The sequence below is a fragment of the Amycolatopsis sp. NPDC051071 genome (assembly GCF_040682875.1).
GTDB lineage: Bacteria > Actinomycetota > Actinomycetes > Mycobacteriales > Pseudonocardiaceae > Amycolatopsis.
This window is the reverse complement of record NZ_JBFBBY010000151.1, coordinates 1-17651: the sequence shown is the minus strand read 5'-3', so window position 1 is coordinate 17651 and position 17651 is coordinate 1. Positions and strand designations below refer to the sequence as shown.

Sequence of the window (17651 nt, the reverse complement as noted above, 5' to 3'; positions counted from 1 at the left end):
ATGAAGGCCCCCTTCCTGTACCTAGGCGCAAGGAAGGGGGCCTTCATGTACTTGGCTCAGTCCACCCGGCTGACCGTCAGGGCTTCCGAAGCCTCCTGGGCCGGGATGTCGACCCGTACGGTGTCGCCGTCCCGGACCTCACCGCTCAGCAGCTGCTTCGCCAGCTTGTCGCCGATCGCCGACTGCACGAGCCGCCGCAGCGGCCGCGCGCCGTAGATCGGGTCGAAGCCGTTCAGCGCGAGCCACTCGCGTGCCCCGGCGGTGACCTCCAGCGTCAGCCGACGCCGTGAGAGCCGCGAGGCGAGTCGTTCGATCTGGATGTCCACAATGGACGTCAGCTCGTCGGTGCCGAGTGCGTGGAAGACCACGATGTCGTCCAGCCGGTTCAGGAACTCCGGTTTGAACTGCCGCTGCACCACCGCCATCACCGCGTCGTTGCGCTGCCGCTCGTCGAGTGCCGGGTCGGCGATGGCCTGCGAACCGAGGTTCGAAGTCAGCACCAGGATCGTGTTGCGGAAGTCCACCGTGCGGCCCTGGCCGTCGGTGAGCCGTCCGTCGTCGAGCACCTGCAGGAGCACGTCGAACACGTCCGGGTGCGCCTTCTCGACCTCGTCCAGCAGCACCACCGAGTACGGCCGACGACGCACGGACTCGGTCAGCTGCCCGCCCTGGTCGTAGCCGACGTAGCCCGGCGGCGCCCCGACCAGGCGCGCCACCGAGTGTTTCTCGGCGTACTCGCTCATGTCGATCCGCAGCATCGCGCGCTCGTCGTCGAACAGGAACTCCGCCAGCGCCTTCGCCAGCTCGGTCTTGCCGACACCGGTCGGGCCGAGGAACAGGAACGAGCCGGTCGGCCGGTCGGGGTCCGCGACGCCTGCCCGCGTGCGGCGCACCGCGTCCGAGACAACCTGCACGGCCTCCTTCTGCCCGACAACGCGCTTGCCGAGCTCGTCCTCCATCCGGAGCAGTTTGCCCGTCTCGCCCTCCAGCAGCCGTCCCGCCGGGATGCCGGTCCACGCGCTGACCACGTCGGCGACGTCGTCCGCGCCGACCTCTTCCTTCAGCATGACGTTCTGCTGACTGACCTCGCTGGCCGCGATCGCGGCCTCGAAGTCCTTCTCCAGCGCGGGAATCCGGCCGTAGCGGAGTTCGGCGGCCTTGCCGAGGTCGCCGTCGCGTTCGGCGCGCTCGGACTCGCCGCGCAGCTGCTCCAGCTGCCCCTTGAAGTCGCGGACGCGCTCGATCGAACCCTTCTCGTTCTGCCAGCGCGCGGTCAGCGCCGTCAGCGTCTCCCGCTTCTCGGCCAGTTCCGAACGCAGCACGGCGAGCCGGTCCTTGGAGGCGGCATCGTCCTCTTTGGACAGTGCCATCTCCTCGATTTCCATCCGCCGCACGGCGCGCTCGACCTCGTCGATCTCGACCGGCCGCGAGTCGATCTCCATACGGAGCTTCGACGCGGCCTCGTCGACCAGGTCGATCGCCTTGTCCGGCAGGAACCGGGCGGTGATGTAGCGGTCGGACAGCGTCGCGGCGGCGACCAGCGCGGCGTCGGTGATGCGCACGCCGTGGTGCACCTCGTACCGCTCCTTGAGCCCGCGCAGGATACCAATGGTGTCCTCTGTGGACGGTTCGCCGACCAGCACCTGCTGGAAGCGCCGCTCCAGCGCGGCGTCCTTCTCGATGTGCCGGCGGTACTCGTCGAGTGTGGTCGCGCCGACCATCCGCAGCTCACCTCGGGCGAGCATCGGCTTGATCATGTTGCCCGCGTCCATCGCGCCCTCGCCGGTCGCACCCGCGCCGACGATGGTGTGCAGCTCGTCGATGAAGGTGACGACCTCGCCCGCGGAGTCGGTGATCTCCTTGAGCACGGCCTTCAGCCGCTCCTCGAACTCACCGCGGAACTTGGCACCCGCGACCATCGAACCGAGGTCCAGCGCCACGACCCGCTTGCCACGCAGCGATTCCGGCACGTCACCGGCGATGATGCGCTGCGCGAGCCCCTCGACGATGGCCGTCTTGCCGACACCGGGCTCGCCGATCAGCACCGGGTTGTTCTTGGTACGCCGCGACAGCACCTGCACCACGCGGCGGATCTCGGTGTCGCGGCCGATCACCGGGTCGAGTTCGCCGGCGCGGGCACGCTCGGTCAGGTCGACGCCGTACTTCTCCAGCGCCTTGAACGTGCTCTCCGGATCCGCGCTGGTGATCCGCGCGGAACCGCGGACCTTGGCGAACGCCTCACGCAACGCGTCGGGGGTGGCGCCGTGCCGTTTGAGCAGGTCGGCCACCGGGCCGCCTTCGGTGGCGAGGCCGACGAGAAGGTGCTCCGTCGAGACGTACTCGTCGCCGAGTTCGGTCGCGAGCTTCTGCGCGTGCGTCAGCGCCTTGACCGCGTGCGCGTCGAACTGTGGACTCGAAACGGTGGCGCCGGTCGCCGACGGCAACGCCGCGATCAGCGGCTCCAGCTCCTTGTGCACCTGCGCGGGGTCGGCCCCGACCGCGGTCAACAGCGGCGCGGTCAGCCCTTCACCCTGCGCCAGCAGGGCGCCGAGCAAATGCGCGGCCGCCACATGCGGGTTTCCCGCCATGGTGGCCGCCTGTGCCGCCGACGAAATCGCCTGCTGGGTCTTCGTGGTCGGGTTGAAAGCGTCCATCCCTCACCTCGTACTAGCTGTTCTCAAGCCTGTCGACAGGTACAACGTCAGGAAAGTTGAGTCTGTTCCGCTCAACTCTGAATTTCTCAGCCTCCGCCCGGCGAGACGGCCTCCGAGGGCAGGCGCGGGCCCACCCGGCCGAGGCCGACGACGGCGGCGCAGGCGCACGCGGCGACGAGCACCCACGGGATCCAGACTGCCACGGAGAACAACGCGACGACGGCCGGAGCGATCACCGCGGCGAGCGTGAACGCGTATTGGAAGGCCGCCAGATACCGTCCCCGCGCCTCCGGCGGAGCCGCGGCTTCGGCCAGCGCCCCGGACCGCGGGCCGAACGCGAGATCGCCGGCGGCCAGCACGAGAGTGGCGCCGAGCAGGTAGACCGGTTGCAGGACGCGGGGCACCAACACCACCGCGAGGCACGCCAGGCACCACACCGCGAACAACGCGGAGCCGGTCCGCATGGCGGCGATCCGGGTCAGCTTCCGGGTGAGCCGCAACGCGACGACACCACCCAGACTGGTGACGACGGTGAGCAGCGCGATGATCGCGCCAGGCAGCCACCGCGGGCCGAGCAGGGAGTTGAAGACGTAGACCGGCATCCCGATGAGGAAGAAGTCCATCGTGAGCGCGAAGAGGCCACTGAACACGATCAGCGCGAGGTAGGGACGGTTCCGCCAGACCCGCGCGGGCCCCGAGAGCCGCCGCGGATGCCCTTGAACCGGCGGGACCATCGTCGCGAGGATGGCCGCGGCGACCATAAAGGTGAACATGTCGGCCATGACGGCGACGTAGAGGCCGTCCGGCCCGATCCACACCAGCAGCCCGGCCGCCGCGAGGCCGCCGAGCCCGAAGCCGGCGGAGCGGACCATCGCGGCTTCGGCGAAGGGGCGATCCTTCGGCCCTTCGCCCGCGACGTCTGCGATGAGCGAGAACTGCGAACTGTAGAACAGCTGCTGTCCGGCCGCGAGCATCACCGAAGCGCCGACGACCCCGGTGAACCCGCCGGCCAGCAGATACGCACCCACCCCGGCGGCCTGCAGGAGATGCGAGCAGATCATCACCGTGCGGGCGCCGAACAAGTCGACGAGCCGCCCGGCGAGCGCGGGGACGAGGAGCCCGGCGAAGGCACCGAGAGTGACCGCGGTTCCCGCCTGGGCGAGGGGAAGACTCACCACCCGGATGACGAAGACGAGTCCCAGCGGGAGAAAGAGTCCCGAGCCGAAGTTGTCGATTCCGAAAGCGACCAGCAACGCGACCCGACTACGCACCGCATTTACGCTACCGGCGCCACAGCGCCAGGAAAGGTCCGTTCAGTCAAGACCCACGGGTAGGAACGGCCGACGTCAAACGTCGCACGTCTGCGCCGACAGGACGGCACGGACGTCGGCGTTCATCTCGGCCAGGCGCGTGGTCAATTCGAGGACCTTTTCGTCGTCCCAGTCACCGAGCGCGCGTTCCATGAACTTCAGATAACCCGCGCGCCTGCGGGCCAGTTCCTCGCGCCCTCGCTCGGAGAGGCTGATGATCGACGCGCGGCCGTCCTCCGGCGCGGGACGGCGGTCGACCATTCCGGCCGCGGACAACTGGGAGATCTGGCGGCTCACGACCGAAAGGTCCACAAAGCGCCGTTTGGCCAGTTCGGAAGGCCTGGCTTCACCGTGCTTCGCCAGGTCGGACAGCAGCATCGCGGCGGCCGGATGCAGCCCGGGATCGTCCTGCCAGGCCTGCATGATCCAGGCGTGCTGAAGCTGGGAGGCGGCCTTCAACTCACGCATCAGGTCGACCCTGGCGTCGTCGGCGGAGCTCATCGGTGCCTCCTAGCTACTTGCACGATACAACTTTATTCGGCGACACTTGCGTAAGGCAACTATTTACCTCGTGAGATCGCCCACTGCCACCTGGACTCGAGTACACCCGTCCGGAGCAACGATGCAGGCAAAAGGTCTCTCGGCGGCTAGTCTCGCGGACGAGCCGGAATCAGCCGTCCGGCCGTAAGCCGCTGACCGGAGAGGTGAATGATCCGTGAATTCTTCTCCAGTGGTCCACCAAGTGGCCCCAGTGTCAGAAAAGCCGTCTCGCCCGGCCCGTCGTTCGTGAACAATCGGAACTCCCTTCCGGTATCCCTCTCCCGATCAGTGAATCCCAGCGCATGACAGCCGACGCGGTAAGCCCGGTTCCCCGGTCTTCAACTCCACGGGAAGCCCCACCAGCGGTCACCGCCATGGTGCGGCTCATCCGTGACACCTGGGCGAAGTCGGAACCGTTCATCCCCGAGATCTCCCAGTTCTTCTACGGGATGCTGTTCACCCTCGCCCCTGCCACCCGCGACTTCTTCCCCATCAACATGGAGGTCCAGCGGGGCAGGCTGGTGCGCGCGCTGGTGCATATCGTGCAGATGGTCGACCGGCCGGACGATCTCGTGCCGTTCCTGACCCAGCTCGGCCGCGACCACCGCAAGTTCGGGGTCATCCCCCGGCATTACGAAGCCGTCGGGACGGCACTGCTCGCCTCACTCAAAAACCATCTCGGCCCGGACTGGACACCGGACGTCGAACGGGCATGGGCGGAGGCGTTCACCATCGTCGCCCGCGCGATGCAGGAGGCAGCCGCGGCCGACGTCAACCCGGCGTCGTGGTCGGCGACCGTGCTGGAGCACCGGCGGCTCACCTGGGACCTCGCCCTGGTCCGGGTCCAGCCCGAATTCGCCGTGCCGTACCAGCCGGGTCAGTACATGAGCGTCGAAGTCCCGCAGCGGCCGCGCCTGTGGCGTTATCTGTCCCCGGCGAACGCGCCACGCGAGGACGGCGGCATCGAGTTCCACGTACGCGCGGTCGACGGCGGCTGGGTCTCGCGGGCCATCGTGAGCCATACGCAGCCCGGCGACGTCTGGCGGCTCGGCCCGCCGCTCGGCAGGCTTTCGGTCGACCGGACCTCTGGCCGCGACGTGCTGATGATCGCGGGCGGCACCGGCGTCGCGCCGTTGCGCGCCATCCTGGACGATCTCGCGCAGTGGGGCGAAAACCCGAAGGTCTGGCTGTTCTACGGTGGACCGTCGCGTGAGGACCTTTACGACCTCGACGAATTGCGTGCCCTCGCGGCGACCAACCCGTGGCTCACCGTCACCCCGGTGATCGAACGTGGTGACGAAGCACCCGGCTGCGAGCAGGGCACCCTCGCGGAAGCCGTTACCCGGCACGGATCCTGGCCCGGCCACCGGATACTCGTCTCCGGTTCGCCCACGATGATCCGGGCGACGGTGTCCCGGATGCTGGTCGCCGGCAGTGCGCTGGACCAGATCGCGTACGACCCCTTCACCATCGACTGACAGGCCTTTCCTTCGCTCGTCCGAAGATCACCGCTACGTGGTGAACGCGTCAGTGAATGCGAATCCACAATGGAGATCCACAACGGGCGGCGCACTGTTACAGCGCCGCGTAATCACCCGAAAAAAGCCACCCGATCGGCGGATCACGTTTCGGCGACGGCTGTCGAAAAACACTGGTGAGGCACGGAAAACTCGTCCCGCATGATCACCTGTACCGAGCGCCAGCCGGGGTTTACGGCGCGTATATCGTTTGCTCCGTTCGAGCGGGAAACATTCATTCAAGGGTCCTTTTCCGAACATCGGGCATACAGTCGAGAACCTTCGGGGGAACACGAGCACGATGACATCGGGTCTGGAGAATATGCCCGATCCAACTGGAGAAAAAAGTTCAGCGATGACAGCCGAAACAGTGAAATACGAGCATCCACCGAGTTCGTCGAGATCTTCACCGCCGCGAACTCCCACCACCGGCCTGGTTCCCGTGCCACCGCTGGTCGAAGCGCCGGAAGCGGACAAGACCACCCAGATCGCCAACCTCATCAGGGAGAGTTTCGCCGCTGTAGAGACGAAAGCCGAGGAACTGTCCCAGTACTTCTACGGGGTCCTCTTCTCCGTCGCACCGGACGCCAGGGCGTTGTTCCCGATCAACATGGCCACGCAACGAAATCGTTTACTGCGTGCCCTTGTCTACGTCGTGCAGATGGTGGACCGGCCCGACGAGCTGACCACCTTTCTCGGCCGGCTCGGCCGGGATCACCGCAAGTTCGACGTGCTCGGCCGCCATTACGACGCGGTCGGCGTCGCACTGATCGCCGCGCTGAAGAGGTTCTTGAAGGACGACTGGACACCCGAGGTGGAGGACGCCTGGGTCACCGCGTACGGCGTCATTTCGAAGTGCATGCGCGAAGCCGCGGGCAAGGAGATCGGGCCCGCGTGGTGGAAGGCGACCGTGGTCGAACACCGCCGCGCCTCCCGCGACGTCGCCGTCATCAAGGTACGGACCGATCAGCCGCTGCCGTACCGGGCAGGCGGCTATGTCAGCGTCGAAGTCCCGCAGCGGCCCCGGATGTGGCGGTATTTCTCGCCGGCGACCGCGCCGCACGACGACGGGACGATGGAGTTCCACGTGCACGCCGTGCCTGGCGGCTGGGTCTCGCGGGCGGTCGTCCATCACGCGAAGGTCGGTGACGTCTGGCGCCTCGGCCCGTCACTCGGCGCGCTTTCGGTGCACCACACGGAAAGCCGTCCGCTGCTGATGGTCGGCGGCGGTACCGGGATCGCCCCGCTGCTGGCACTGCTCGACGACATGTCGCGCTGGAAGCACAATCCGCCGGTGCACTTGTTCTTCGGTGGCCGCAAGCCGGAAGACCTCTACGCCCTCGACGACCTCCGCGGGCTGACCGTCACCTGCCCTTGGCTGACGGTCACCCCGGTGACCGAGGAAGGCACCATCGCCGGCGGGGATCGCGGCACGCTGGCCACCGCGGTCACGCAGCGCGGCGGCTGGAAGGACCGCGACGTCTACGTCGCCGGGTCGCCGTCGATGATCCGCGCGACGATCGCGAAACTGCTCGCCGCGGGCACGGACCTGGCACGGATCAAGTACGACCCCTTCACTCTGGACTGATCCCGGCCTTCCTTCGTATTAGGCCGATCGGCTGCTACACCTGGGCTCTTCGCAGTAGTAGGTCAGTGAATCATTGACCCCGGTCATCGGCGGATTTATGGTCTAGACCACATTGCTCCCCCTCGCGGGAACACCGTCGTTCCACCCAGGAGCCGGCATGACCGTCAAACGCAAACTCGTGGCAGCCGCCGCCGGTGCGATCCTCGCCCCGATCGCCATCGTGGCCATCCCGCAGGTGGCCAGCGCACACGGCTACGTGCTGTCCCCGCCAAGCCGTCAGGCGAACTGCGCCCAGGGCAAGGTCTCGGGCTGCGGCAGCATCGTCTACGAACCCCAGAGCGTCGAGGGTCCCAAGGGGCTCCGCAGCTGCAACGGCGGAGTTCCGGGATTCGCGCAGCTCAACGACGAATCGAAGTCGTGGCCCGCCGCCTCGGTCGGCAGCAGCGTGACCTTCAACTGGAAGTTCACCGCCTACCACCGGACCACGAACTACGAGTACTACATCGGCGGCACCAAGGTCGCCGACATCAGCGGGAACAACTCCGCGCCGAAGGACCCGACTTCGCACACGGTGAACCTGAGCGGCTTCAGCGGCCGCCAGAAGGTGCTCGCCATTTGGAACATCGCGGATACGCCGATGGCCTTCTACAGCTGCATCGACCTGCAGATCGGCGGCGGTAACCCGCCGACCACGAGCAACCCGCCGAGCACCAGCAACCCGCCTTCGTCGACGACGCAGAATCCCCCGACCAGCACCAGCAACCCGCCCACCGGCGGCACCTGGGCGGCCGGGACGGCGTACTCGGTCGGCAGCACGGTCACCTACGGCGGCGCGAGCTACCGGTGCCAGCTGGCCCATACGGCGATCCAAGGGTGGGAGCCGCCGAACACGCCTGCTCTCTGGACTCGGCAGTAAGGGACTCGTGAGTGGTAAGTCGTCCAGGGGGTCGTGAGTGGCAATGAGGGTCAGAACACGAATCGCCACTCACGACCAACCCGGCCACCACGCCACTTTCGCCTTACCCGGCTTGCCACTCACGACCCGCCGCACCGGCGACGCAACGAAGGGACCGCCAGTGAAAATCGGTCTGATTCTCGTCGCCGGTCTCGTGGCCCTCGCGGGCTGCGGGACCGGTGACGGCTCACCCAGCACCGCCGGCGCCCCGATCTCCCCGGTCCCCCAGTCGGCGACGGGCGCCCCGGCGTCCGCCGAGTACAACGACGCCGACGTGATGTTCCTGCAGATGATGCTCGCCCACAACGTCCAGGGCGCGGAAATCGTCAAGCTGGTGCCCGCCAAACAAGCGCAGCAACAGCAGCTCAAGGATCTCGCGGCGGCCATCGAGGCGACGCAGCAGACCGAGTCCACCGACATGCGGAACTGGCTGAAGACCTGGGGCAAACCCGAGACCGGGTCGATGGATCCGAACGCACACCACCATCACGGTGGCGACGCGCTGACGGACAAGGGCCTGCTCGAAGCACTGTCCAAAAAGGATGGCAAGGACTTCACCCTCGACTTCGCCGACATCTTCGTCGCGCACCAGCACAACGGGGTGGCCTTGGCGAGGGCCGAGCTGAAGGACGGTAAGAACCCCGAGGCGAAGGCTCTCGCCCAGCGGATCATGGATTCGCGCACCGGCGAGGTCCAGCAGATCCGGGCACTGGTCCCCGGCCAGTAAGCCGGGCGCTGGTCCCCGGCCGGGCAAGCCGGGCGCTGGTCCCGGCAGCAAGCCGGGCGCTGGTCCCCGGTCGGCAACTCCCGCGGCATGTCATAAGGGGTCCCCATCGGACAATTTTCGTCCGATGGGGACCCCTTATGACATTTACGAGGTCAGCGGCGCTTGGGTCCCTTGGGCTTCCAGACCACGAGCGCCGTCTGCTGCCGCAGCGGGACGAGGTCCTTGCGGTAGGAGGCGTGCACGGCCGCGGCCGTCTGTTCGGCGGTGAGGTACGCGGCCGAGAGCTCTTCGGTCAGCTCCACGATCCGCGCACGGAGCGCGTCGACCTGGTTCTCCAGTTCGATGATCCGCTTGATGCCGGCGAGGTTGACACCGTCGGATTGGGACAGTCGCTGCACTTCGCGCAGCAACGCGATGTCCCGCATCGAGTAACGACGGCCACCACCGGAGGTCCGGCCCGGCGACACGAGACCCTGCCGGTCGTACGACCGCAGGGTCTGCGCGTGCAGGCCGGAGAGCTGCGCCGCCACCGAAATGACGAACACCGGGGTGTCCTCGTCCGCACCGTGCGGCAGCCCGCCGAACATCGTGCTCACCTGCCTTCGAGAAGTTCGGTGATCTCCGGTCGCGGGTCGTGGTCGGCCATGGCCTCCGCATAGGACTCCAGTGCCTCACGGGCCTTGTCGTCCAGTTTGGCCGGAATCGCGGCCTGCAAGGTGACCAGCAGATCGCCCTGTGCACCGTCCCGCTTCGCGATTCCCTTGCCGCGTACACGAAGCACGCGACCACTCGCCGTGCCCTGCGGCACCTTCAGCGAAACCTTGCCCTCCAGCGTCGGCACGGTGATCGTGCCGCCGAGGGCCAGTTCCGCGAAGGACACCGGCACGGTGATCGTCAGATCGAGACTCTGCCGCCCGAACACCGGATGCGGTGCGACGTGCACGCGGACGTACAGGTCACCCGGCTGCGCGCCGCCTCGTCCCGGTTCACCCTGGCCAGCCAGCCGGATCCGCTGGTCGTCGGCGACGCCCGGCGGGATCCGCACGGTCAGGGTGCGGGTTCGGGTGCTGACGCCCTCGCCCGCGCATTCCGGGCAGGGGTCGTCGATGATCGTGCCGCGGCCGCGGCAATCGCGGCACGGCTCGGAGAAGGCGAACGCGCCCTGGCTCCGGCTGACCAGCCCGCTGCCCTGACAGGTCGAACACGTCCTCGGGGACGTCCCCGGCTTCGCGCCGTTGCCACCGCAGGTGGAACAGGTCGCCGGGCTCGACAGCCGCAGCGGCAGGGTCGCGCCCTTGACCGCCTCGGTGAAGTCGATCCGGACGTCGGTCTCCACGTCCGCGCCGCGTTGCGGCCGGTTCGCCGTGGCACCGGCGGCGCCGCGACGTCCGAACAGGCCGCCGAGAATGTCGCCGAGCCCGCCGAAACCGGCCTGCTGCTGCCCGCCCGCCTGGCCGAAGATGTCGCCGACGTCGAATCCGCCACCACCGGCGCCGCCGCCAGGGAAGCCGAAGCCACCAGGACCGCCGGAGCCGAAGAGACGGCGTGCCTCGTCGTACTCCTTGCGCTTGGACGTATCGGAAAGCACGCCGTAGGCCTCGGAAACCGCCTTGAACTTCTTCTCCGCCTCCGCGTTACCCGCGTTGGCGTCGGGGTGGTTCTCCTTGGCCAGCTTGCGATAGGCCTTCTTGATCTCGTCCGGGGTGGCGTCGGAGGAGACGCCCAGCTCACGGTAGAAGTCCTTACCGATCCATTCCCGAGCACTCACCGAACGTCTCCTCCTTTCACGCCGTTTCGCCGATCAGCGGTTGTTCTCATCGAAAAGCTCGCCGTCGAGCGGCAGTTCGCCGCCCACCGGCTGGTCGATTGGTTCAGCCGGGGAACCACCCGGCTCGTGGTCGGTGACCCCGACCAGCGCCGCACGAAGCACGCGCTCGCCGAAGCGGTAACCACGGCGCATGACCGTGGTGACCGTCGGGCCCGCGACGTCCGGCGACGTGCTGTGCTGGACGGCCTCGTGCACACTCGGGTCGAAAGGCTCGCCCTCGGTGCCGAACGGTTCGAGACCCGACCGCTGCAAGCTGCCGACCAGCTTTTCGCCGACCGCCTTGAAGGCACCCGTCAGATCGCCGTGCTGCTCCGCGCGCTCGAGGTCGTCGAGCAGCGGGAGCAGGTCACTGACGACCGACGCCTTCGCACCGGCGACGACCTGCTCGCGGTCGCGGTCCACGCGCTTTCGGTAGTTGGCGTACTCCGCCTGGAGGCGCTGGAGGTCGGCGGTGCGTTCCGCCAGCTCCTTCTCCAGACCGGAGGCCACCGACACCGAATCGTCCACAATGGTCTCCCCGAGGCTGGGGCCCGCGTGGGTCGCGGGTGCCTCGGCCGGAACGGGTACCGGCTCTTCGACGGAGGCGGCGTGCTTCGGACCGTCCGGGGTTTCGGCCGCCGGGGCGGCCGGACGGAGTTCACCGGTCAGCGGATCGATCCGCTGACGGTCCCGCACGACCACCGGATCCTCCGGGCCCCGGCCCTCGGTTTCGTCGTAGCGTTCGGTCACTTCTTGTCCTTCTTGTCCTTCTCGTCTTCTTCGACGATCTCGGCGTCGACGACGTCGTCGTCCTTGGCCTGCGAACCGGTACCCGCACCGGCGGTCCCGGCAGCACCCTCGGCGCCTGCCTCATCGGCGGCGTTGCCTGCCGCGTTGGCGTAGAGCGCGGTGCCCAGCTCCTGCGAAGCGGTGTTCAGCTTCTCGATGGACTCGCGGATCTTCGCCGAGTCGGTGCCCTTGAGTGCCTCGTTGGCCTCGTCGATCGCCGACTTCACCTTGCCCTTGAGCTCCTCGGGCAGCTTGTCCTCGTTGTCCTTGACGAACTTCTCCGTCTGGTAGACGAGGGTCTCCGCCTGGTTGCGTGTCTCCGCTTCCTCGCGACGCTGCTTGTCCTCTTCGGCGTGCGCTTCGGCGTCCTTGACCATGCGCTCGATGTCGTCCTTCGGCAGCGCGGAGCCACCGGTGATCGTCATCGACTGCTCCTTGTTCGTGCCGAGGTCCTTCGCGAGGACGTGCACGATGCCGTTGGCGTCGATGTCGAAGGTGACCTCGATCTGCGGCACGCCACGGGGGGCGGGCGGCAGGCCGGTCAGCTCGAACATGCCGAGCTTCTTGTTGTGCGCGGCGATCTCGCGCTCACCCTGGAAGACCTGGATCTGCACCGACGGCTGGTTGTCGTCCGCGGTGGAGAAGATCTCCGAACGCTTGGTCGGGATCGTGGTGTTGCGCTCGATGAGCTTGGTGAAGACGCCGCCCTTGGTCTCGATGCCCAGCGAAAGCGGGGTCACGTCGAGCAGCAGGACGTCCTTGACCTCACCCTTGAGCACACCGGCCTGCAGTGCGGCGCCGACGGCGACGACCTCGTCCGGGTTGACCCCCTTGTTCGGCTCGCGGCCGCCGGTCAGCTCCTTGACCAGGTCCGACACGGCGGGCATCCGGGTGGAACCACCGACGAGCACGACGTGGTCGATGTCGCCGACCGCGACACCCGCGTCACGGATGACGTTGTTGAACGGCTTGCGGGTGCGCTCGAGCAGATCCGAAGTGATCTTCTGGAACTCGGCGCGGGAAAGCTGCTCGTCGAGGAACAGCGGGTTCTTGTCCGAGTCCACGGTGATGTAAGGCAGGTTGATCCCCGCGGAGTTCGAGCTGGACAGCTCGATCTTCGCCTTCTCGGCGGCCTCACGGATGCGCTGGAGCGCCATCTTGTCCTTGGTGAGGTCGATGCCGTTGGAGGCCTTGAACTTGTCGACCAGCCAGGTGACGATGCGCTCGTCCCAGTCGTCGCCACCGAGGTGGTTGTCACCGGAGGTCGCGCGGACCTCGACGACGCCCTCGCCGATCTCCAGCAGCGAGACGTCGAACGTGCCGCCACCGAGGTCGAAGACCAGGATGGTCTGTTCCTTCTCGCCCTTGTCGAGGCCGTACGCCAGCGCGGCCGCGGTGGGCTCGTTGACGATGCGGAGCACGTTCAGGCCGGCGATCTGCCCGGCCTCCTTGGTGGCCTGCCGCTGCGCGTCCTCGAAGTAGGCGGGGACGGTGATGACCGCGTCGGTGATGGTCTCGCCGAGGTACGCCTCCGCGTCACGCTTCAGCTTCATCAGCACGCGGGCGCTGATCTCCTGCGAGGTGTAGGACTTGCCGTCGATCTCGGTCTTCCAGTCCGTACCGATATGCCGCTTGACCGACCGGATGGTGCGGTCGACGTTCGTCACGGCCTGGTTCTTCGCGGGCTGCCCGGTCAGCACTTCGCCGTTCTTGGCGAAGGCGACGACGGACGGGGTGGTGCGGGAACCTTCGGAGTTGGCGATGACCGTCGGCTCGCCGCCCTCAAGGACGGCTACGACCGAGTTGGTCGTGCCGAGGTCGATGCCGACCGCTCGCGCCATGGTGTAATCCTCCTACTGTTCGTGACCTGCACGTTCACGTCCACCTTGAGTGGACGCCACGCAAGTTCTATCGGGGTGGTGCGGCTTCCGTCAAGCGGACTTGAGTCGCCTGCACTCAACCTTGTATCCGGGTCAACGAGCGACCTGGGGTTCTTGTTCCCGGACTACCGGCAGACCTTGCCCGGACCGGGTGTGACTCCGCTCACCAGGTATTTCACCTCTTCGGTGCGCACGCAGGCCGAGTTGAGCAGCCCGGTGTGCCCGTAGCCGGCGTTGACCAGCAACGCCGAGTTCTCGATGTTCCGCGCGAGCCCCTTCGCCCACACCAGCGGCGTCGCCGGGTCGTGCTCGCCGCCGACCACCAGGATCGGCGCCGCGCCCCGCACCTTCTGCGGCCGCGGCGGATAGGCCGGTGCGACGGGCCAGCCCGCGCACCCGCTCGTGATGTCCCAGAACTCCGAGTACCGCCAGCTGTGCGGGGCGACGGTCTTCACCAGCCCCTGCATCACCCTCATGTCGGTGTAAGAGGTGAAAGCCGGGCCGAAGTCGTGGCAGCCGATCGACCGGTAGGCGCCGTAGGACGGGTCCAGCTGGGCGTAGGGCAGCAGTCCGTAGGCGTCCGGTTTCCCCGCCGTCGCGGCGGCGATCCCCTTGCTCAGCTCCGGCCAGAACATCGGCAGGATGAGCCAGCCGTAGACGCCGGTCGCCAGTTCTTCGGCGGTCACGTTCCGCCCGAGTTCCTTCGACGGGACGCCGCCCGGAGTGGCCATGAGCGCGTCGTACGTCGCGAGGACGTCCTTGCCGCGAAGCGCGCACTCGTCCGACGTCGGGCACCACTCGGCGAAGTCCTTGAGCGCGCCTTCGGTCGCGATGGCCTCGTCGAGGATCGCCCGCCGCGTCGGCAGTGAATGGTCGATGGCGCCATCGAGCACCATCGTGCGGACGCGCTTCGGATACTTCTCCGCGTACGCCGCGCCGAGTTCGGTACCGTAGGAGACGCCGAGCCAGTTGATCTTCGGCTCGCCAAGGGCGACCCGGATCGACTCGATGTCGTCCGCCGCGCTCCAAGTGTCCACATGGGGCAGTTCAGGCCCTGTCCTCTTGAGACACTCCTCGCCGGAGGCGCGGTTGTGCGCGACGAATCGCTCGTACTCCGCACGGCTCTGCGGGAAGTTGCCGATCGCCGGGTCGTGCAGTGTCGGCCCGCAGGTCACCGCCGGCCTGCTGGCGCCGACGCCGCGCGGGTCGAACCCGATGACGTCGAACCGCTGCCGCACTTCGGTCATTTCCGGTTTGTCCAGCGCCATGCCCTGGCCGCCGTACTTGAGCACGGTGACCCCGGAGCCGCCGGGACCGCCCGGGTTCGTCAGCAGCGAACCGACGCGGCGCGCGGGATCGGTGGCAGGCAGTTTCGCCAGCGCGATGGTGATCGTGCCGCTTACCCGGAGGTCCGCACATTCCAGCGTCGGCGCGTAATCGGTCGCGCACGGTTTCCAGTCGATCCCCGGCGCGGCGGAGGCAGGCAGCGCGGAAAGCGGCAGCAGGGTCAGCGCGGTGACCGCGGCGAGTGTCTTCGTTTTCATGCGGGCTTCACCGTGACCTTGCCAGTGCCGGCCTTGAGGTCCAGGACGTTCGGCGAAGCCTGGTCTTGGCGCACGCCCTCGGTCTCGACGCCGCCGACCTCCGACTTCGCACGGAGCTGGTACGCGCCGTCCGGGACGGTGACGGTGATCTTGCCGACCTCGGCGTTCGCGGTGACCACGCCGGGTTTGGCGAGGCCGACCTCGATGTCACCGCTGCCGGTGCGCAGCTTCACCGGACCGGAGGAGCTCAGCACCTTGAGATCGCCGACGTCCCCGCGCAGGTCGACCGAGGCCGCGCGGGTGAGCGTGATCTTGCCGGTGCCGATGCCGCCGGAGATCGCCAGCTCACGCGGGACAACGACGTCGTAGTCCACCCCGCACTGACTGCAACCGCCGAGGACCAGCGTGCCGTTCTCGACGCTGTGCGTCTTGCCGGGATCGCGGCCGGTATAGGTGACTTCGCGGCGCAGCGAGACCGGTGCGCCGTCTTCGACCCGGAGGGTGACAGCGCCGACCGGGACGTCGACCCGGATCGCGGTGATCTGCTCGGTGATGGGCGTGCCATCGCTGAGCGTCTCGCGGCTTTCGCTTGCGCAGCCGACGATCCCGAAGGCCGTCAGCGCGCCGAGTGCGAGCGCGCCGAGGACGCGCTTCTCTTTGTTCCCCATGAGAAAGTGTTTCCCCCGATAAAATCCGTCAGGCCGCGTTGACCTTGACGCTTCCGCTGTCTGTGCTGAGATCGAGCTTGTACTGTGCCGAGCCGGACTGGTTCACTTCGATGTCGCGCCGTCCGCTGTCGGTGCTGCCGCTGACGTTGTAATCGCCCCTCGGCACGGTGACCTCGATGGAGCCGCTGTCGCTCTTCGCCGTGACGTTGGCCGCCTTGAGCAGTTCGAGCTCGATGCGGCCGCTGTCGGCGTGCACGTTCACGTTGCCGCCGAGCCGTTCCCCCTTGATGGCGCCGGAACCCGCGTCGACGGTGACGTCCTGGCCGATGTTCACCAGCTCGACACGGCCCGAATCGGCCTTGACCTTCACCGTGCCCGGGACGTCACGCACGTCGACCCGGCCGGAGTCGACCGTGACGTCCACAGTGGACATCCCGGCGATCTCGACCGCACCCGAATCGACCCTGCCCGTGACCGGTACCCCCGCCGGGACGACGACGTCGTAGTCGACCTCGCAGTTGTTCCCGCAGCCGGCGAGCACCAGGGTGTCGCCGTCCACGCGAAAGGCGTCACCCGGCTTGCTCCAGCGGTACGAGAACTCCTGGTGGACCTTCACCGGGCCGTCGGCCACGCGGATCTTGACGGCGCCGTCGTTGTTATCGACGCGGACGCTCTTGATCGACTGGGTCAGCTCGGAGTTCGCCTCCGCGTCGGAAGGCCACCACCAGCCGAGGCCGGTGAGGACACCGACGCCGATCAGGGCGATGCCGCCGATAGCGAGGAGTGGGCGCGCCATGGTCTTGAGTCCCTCCAGAGCAGGTTTTCGTCTGTCTCGACGCTAAGGGGCCCGCGATGGGATGGACATAGGGGTATCCCCCGGATTCGTCCCTGATCCCACGCCGGGGTTCTCGGGGTCCTAACCTGGCTTCGTCAGCTGTTCCAAGATCAGGAGGACGCATGCCGCAGGCACCCGATCCGTACGACTTGCTGCCCGATCTGCCTGTCTTCACGTTGAGCAGTATCGACATCGAGGAAGGCGGCTTCCTGCCGACGCCCCAGCTGTCCGGGATCTTCGGCGCGGGCGGCGAGGACCGGTCCCCGCAGCTGTCGTGGGACGGCTTCCCCGACGGGACCAAGAGTTTCGCCGTGACCTGTTTCGACCCGGACGCCCCGACCGCGAGCGGCTTCTGGCACTGGGCCGTCTTCGACATCCCCGCCTCGGTGAGCGCGCTTGCGGCGAACGCGGGCGACGCCGACGGCACCGGCCTTCCCGCGGGCGCCATCACGCTGAAGGGTGACGGCGGCGTCAGGCAGTTCCTCGGGGCCGCCCCGCCGCCCGGGCACGGGCCGCACCGGTACATCTTCACGGTGCACGCTGTCGACGTCGAGAAGCTCGAAATCGGCGAAGACGCGACGCCCGCTCTGCTCGGTTTCAATCTCTTCAGCCACGCCATCGGCCGGGCGAAACTTACGACCCTGCACGAGAACAAGGGCTGAGGCTTCGGCACCGGGGTCGGCTCCGGCTTTGGCTGAGGCTCCGGCACCGGCTCTGGGGTCAGAGCGTGTCATGAGGGGTGCCCCATAGGACGATTTTTTTATTATTGGGGGCCCCCAGAAAAACCGAAGGGGCGCCGGGGGTAGGGAGAACGGGGGGTTGGGGGAAAATGTTTTT

At 67.6% G+C, this 17651-nt stretch carries 15 protein-coding genes; 5 read left to right on the top strand and 10 right to left on the bottom strand.

What is annotated here, in order from left to right; translation table 11 throughout:
• Positions 1 to 56 precede the first annotated feature (56 nt).
• The 3 genes from clpB to AB0M65_RS32995 all read right to left on the bottom strand — a co-directional run bounded on the left by clpB (position 57) and on the right by AB0M65_RS32995 (position 4465).
• Positions 57 to 2654 carry an ATP-dependent chaperone ClpB gene (gene clpB / locus AB0M65_RS33005; RefSeq protein WP_364036572.1) on the bottom strand — a complete coding sequence of 866 codons (2598 nt, stop codon included), beginning with the start codon at positions 2652 to 2654 and terminating at the stop codon, positions 57 to 59.
• An 86-nt stretch (positions 2655 to 2740) separates the two neighbouring features.
• Positions 2741 to 3925 carry an MFS transporter gene (locus tag AB0M65_RS33000; protein ID WP_364036569.1) on the bottom strand — a complete coding sequence of 395 codons (1185 nt, stop codon included), beginning with the start codon at positions 3923 to 3925 and terminating at the stop codon, positions 2741 to 2743.
• A gap of 75 nt (positions 3926 to 4000) precedes the next feature.
• A complete protein-coding gene (locus AB0M65_RS32995; protein ID WP_364036566.1) occupies positions 4001 to 4465 on the bottom strand; it encodes a MarR family winged helix-turn-helix transcriptional regulator in 465 nt (154 codons plus the stop codon).
• A 341-nt stretch (positions 4466 to 4806) separates the two neighbouring features.
• Between AB0M65_RS32995 and AB0M65_RS32990 the strand changes: the two genes are divergently transcribed.
• From AB0M65_RS32990 to AB0M65_RS32975, 4 genes are all read left to right on the top strand, one after another.
• Positions 4807 to 5982 carry a globin domain-containing protein gene (locus AB0M65_RS32990; protein ID WP_364036564.1) on the top strand — a complete coding sequence of 392 codons (1176 nt, stop codon included), beginning with the start codon at positions 4807 to 4809 and terminating at the stop codon, positions 5980 to 5982.
• A 526-nt stretch (positions 5983 to 6508) separates the two neighbouring features.
• Complete coding sequence (locus AB0M65_RS32985; protein ID WP_364036578.1) at positions 6509 to 7609, top strand: FAD-binding oxidoreductase; 1101 nt, start codon at positions 6509 to 6511, stop codon at positions 7607 to 7609.
• Between the two features lie 157 nt (positions 7610 to 7766).
• The gene (locus tag AB0M65_RS32980; RefSeq protein WP_364036561.1) at positions 7767 to 8525 is read left to right on the top strand and encodes a lytic polysaccharide monooxygenase; all 759 of its coding nucleotides are present in this window, start codon (positions 7767 to 7769) and stop codon (positions 8523 to 8525) included.
• 160 nt (positions 8526 to 8685) lie between these two features.
• A complete protein-coding gene (locus AB0M65_RS32975; protein ID WP_364036558.1) occupies positions 8686 to 9291 on the top strand; it encodes a DUF305 domain-containing protein in 606 nt (201 codons plus the stop codon).
• 152 nt (positions 9292 to 9443) lie between these two features.
• Here the strand turns inward: AB0M65_RS32975 and AB0M65_RS32970 are convergent, their stop codons facing one another.
• From AB0M65_RS32970 to AB0M65_RS32940, 7 genes are all read right to left on the bottom strand, one after another.
• The gene (locus tag AB0M65_RS32970; RefSeq protein ID WP_364036575.1) at positions 9444 to 9878 is read right to left on the bottom strand and encodes a helix-turn-helix transcriptional regulator; all 435 of its coding nucleotides are present in this window, start codon (positions 9876 to 9878) and stop codon (positions 9444 to 9446) included.
• Between the two features lie 5 nt (positions 9879 to 9883).
• Entirely contained in the window at positions 9884 to 11059 is a 1176-nt protein-coding gene (gene dnaJ / locus AB0M65_RS32965) for a molecular chaperone DnaJ (RefSeq protein WP_364036555.1), read from the bottom strand.
• Between the two features lie 33 nt (positions 11060 to 11092).
• Positions 11093 to 11848, bottom strand: a complete 756-nt coding sequence (gene grpE, locus AB0M65_RS32960; RefSeq protein WP_364036552.1) for a nucleotide exchange factor GrpE — start codon at positions 11846 to 11848, stop codon at positions 11093 to 11095.
• Positions 11845 to 13728, bottom strand: coding sequence for a molecular chaperone DnaK (dnaK, locus tag AB0M65_RS32955; protein ID WP_364036549.1), 1884 nt, complete (start codon positions 13726 to 13728; stop codon positions 11845 to 11847). Before dnaK ends, grpE begins: the two co-directional genes overlap by 4 nt.
• 164 nt (positions 13729 to 13892) lie before the next feature.
• The gene (locus AB0M65_RS32950; protein ID WP_364036546.1) at positions 13893 to 15311 is read right to left on the bottom strand and encodes an alpha/beta hydrolase; all 1419 of its coding nucleotides are present in this window, start codon (positions 15309 to 15311) and stop codon (positions 13893 to 13895) included.
• The gene (locus AB0M65_RS32945; RefSeq protein ID WP_364036543.1) at positions 15308 to 15979 is read right to left on the bottom strand and encodes a DUF4097 family beta strand repeat-containing protein; all 672 of its coding nucleotides are present in this window, start codon (positions 15977 to 15979) and stop codon (positions 15308 to 15310) included. The genes AB0M65_RS32950 and AB0M65_RS32945 overlap by 4 nt, the downstream gene beginning before the upstream one ends.
• Positions 15980 to 16007: 28 nt before the next feature.
• Entirely contained in the window at positions 16008 to 16775 is a 768-nt protein-coding gene (locus AB0M65_RS32940) for a DUF4097 family beta strand repeat-containing protein (protein WP_364036540.1), read from the bottom strand.
• A gap of 161 nt (positions 16776 to 16936) precedes the next feature.
• Here AB0M65_RS32940 and AB0M65_RS32935 point away from each other — a divergent pair, with 161 nt between their 5' ends.
• Complete coding sequence (locus AB0M65_RS32935) at positions 16937 to 17476, top strand: YbhB/YbcL family Raf kinase inhibitor-like protein (protein ID WP_364036537.1); 540 nt, start codon at positions 16937 to 16939, stop codon at positions 17474 to 17476.
• Positions 17477 to 17651 lie beyond the last annotated feature (175 nt).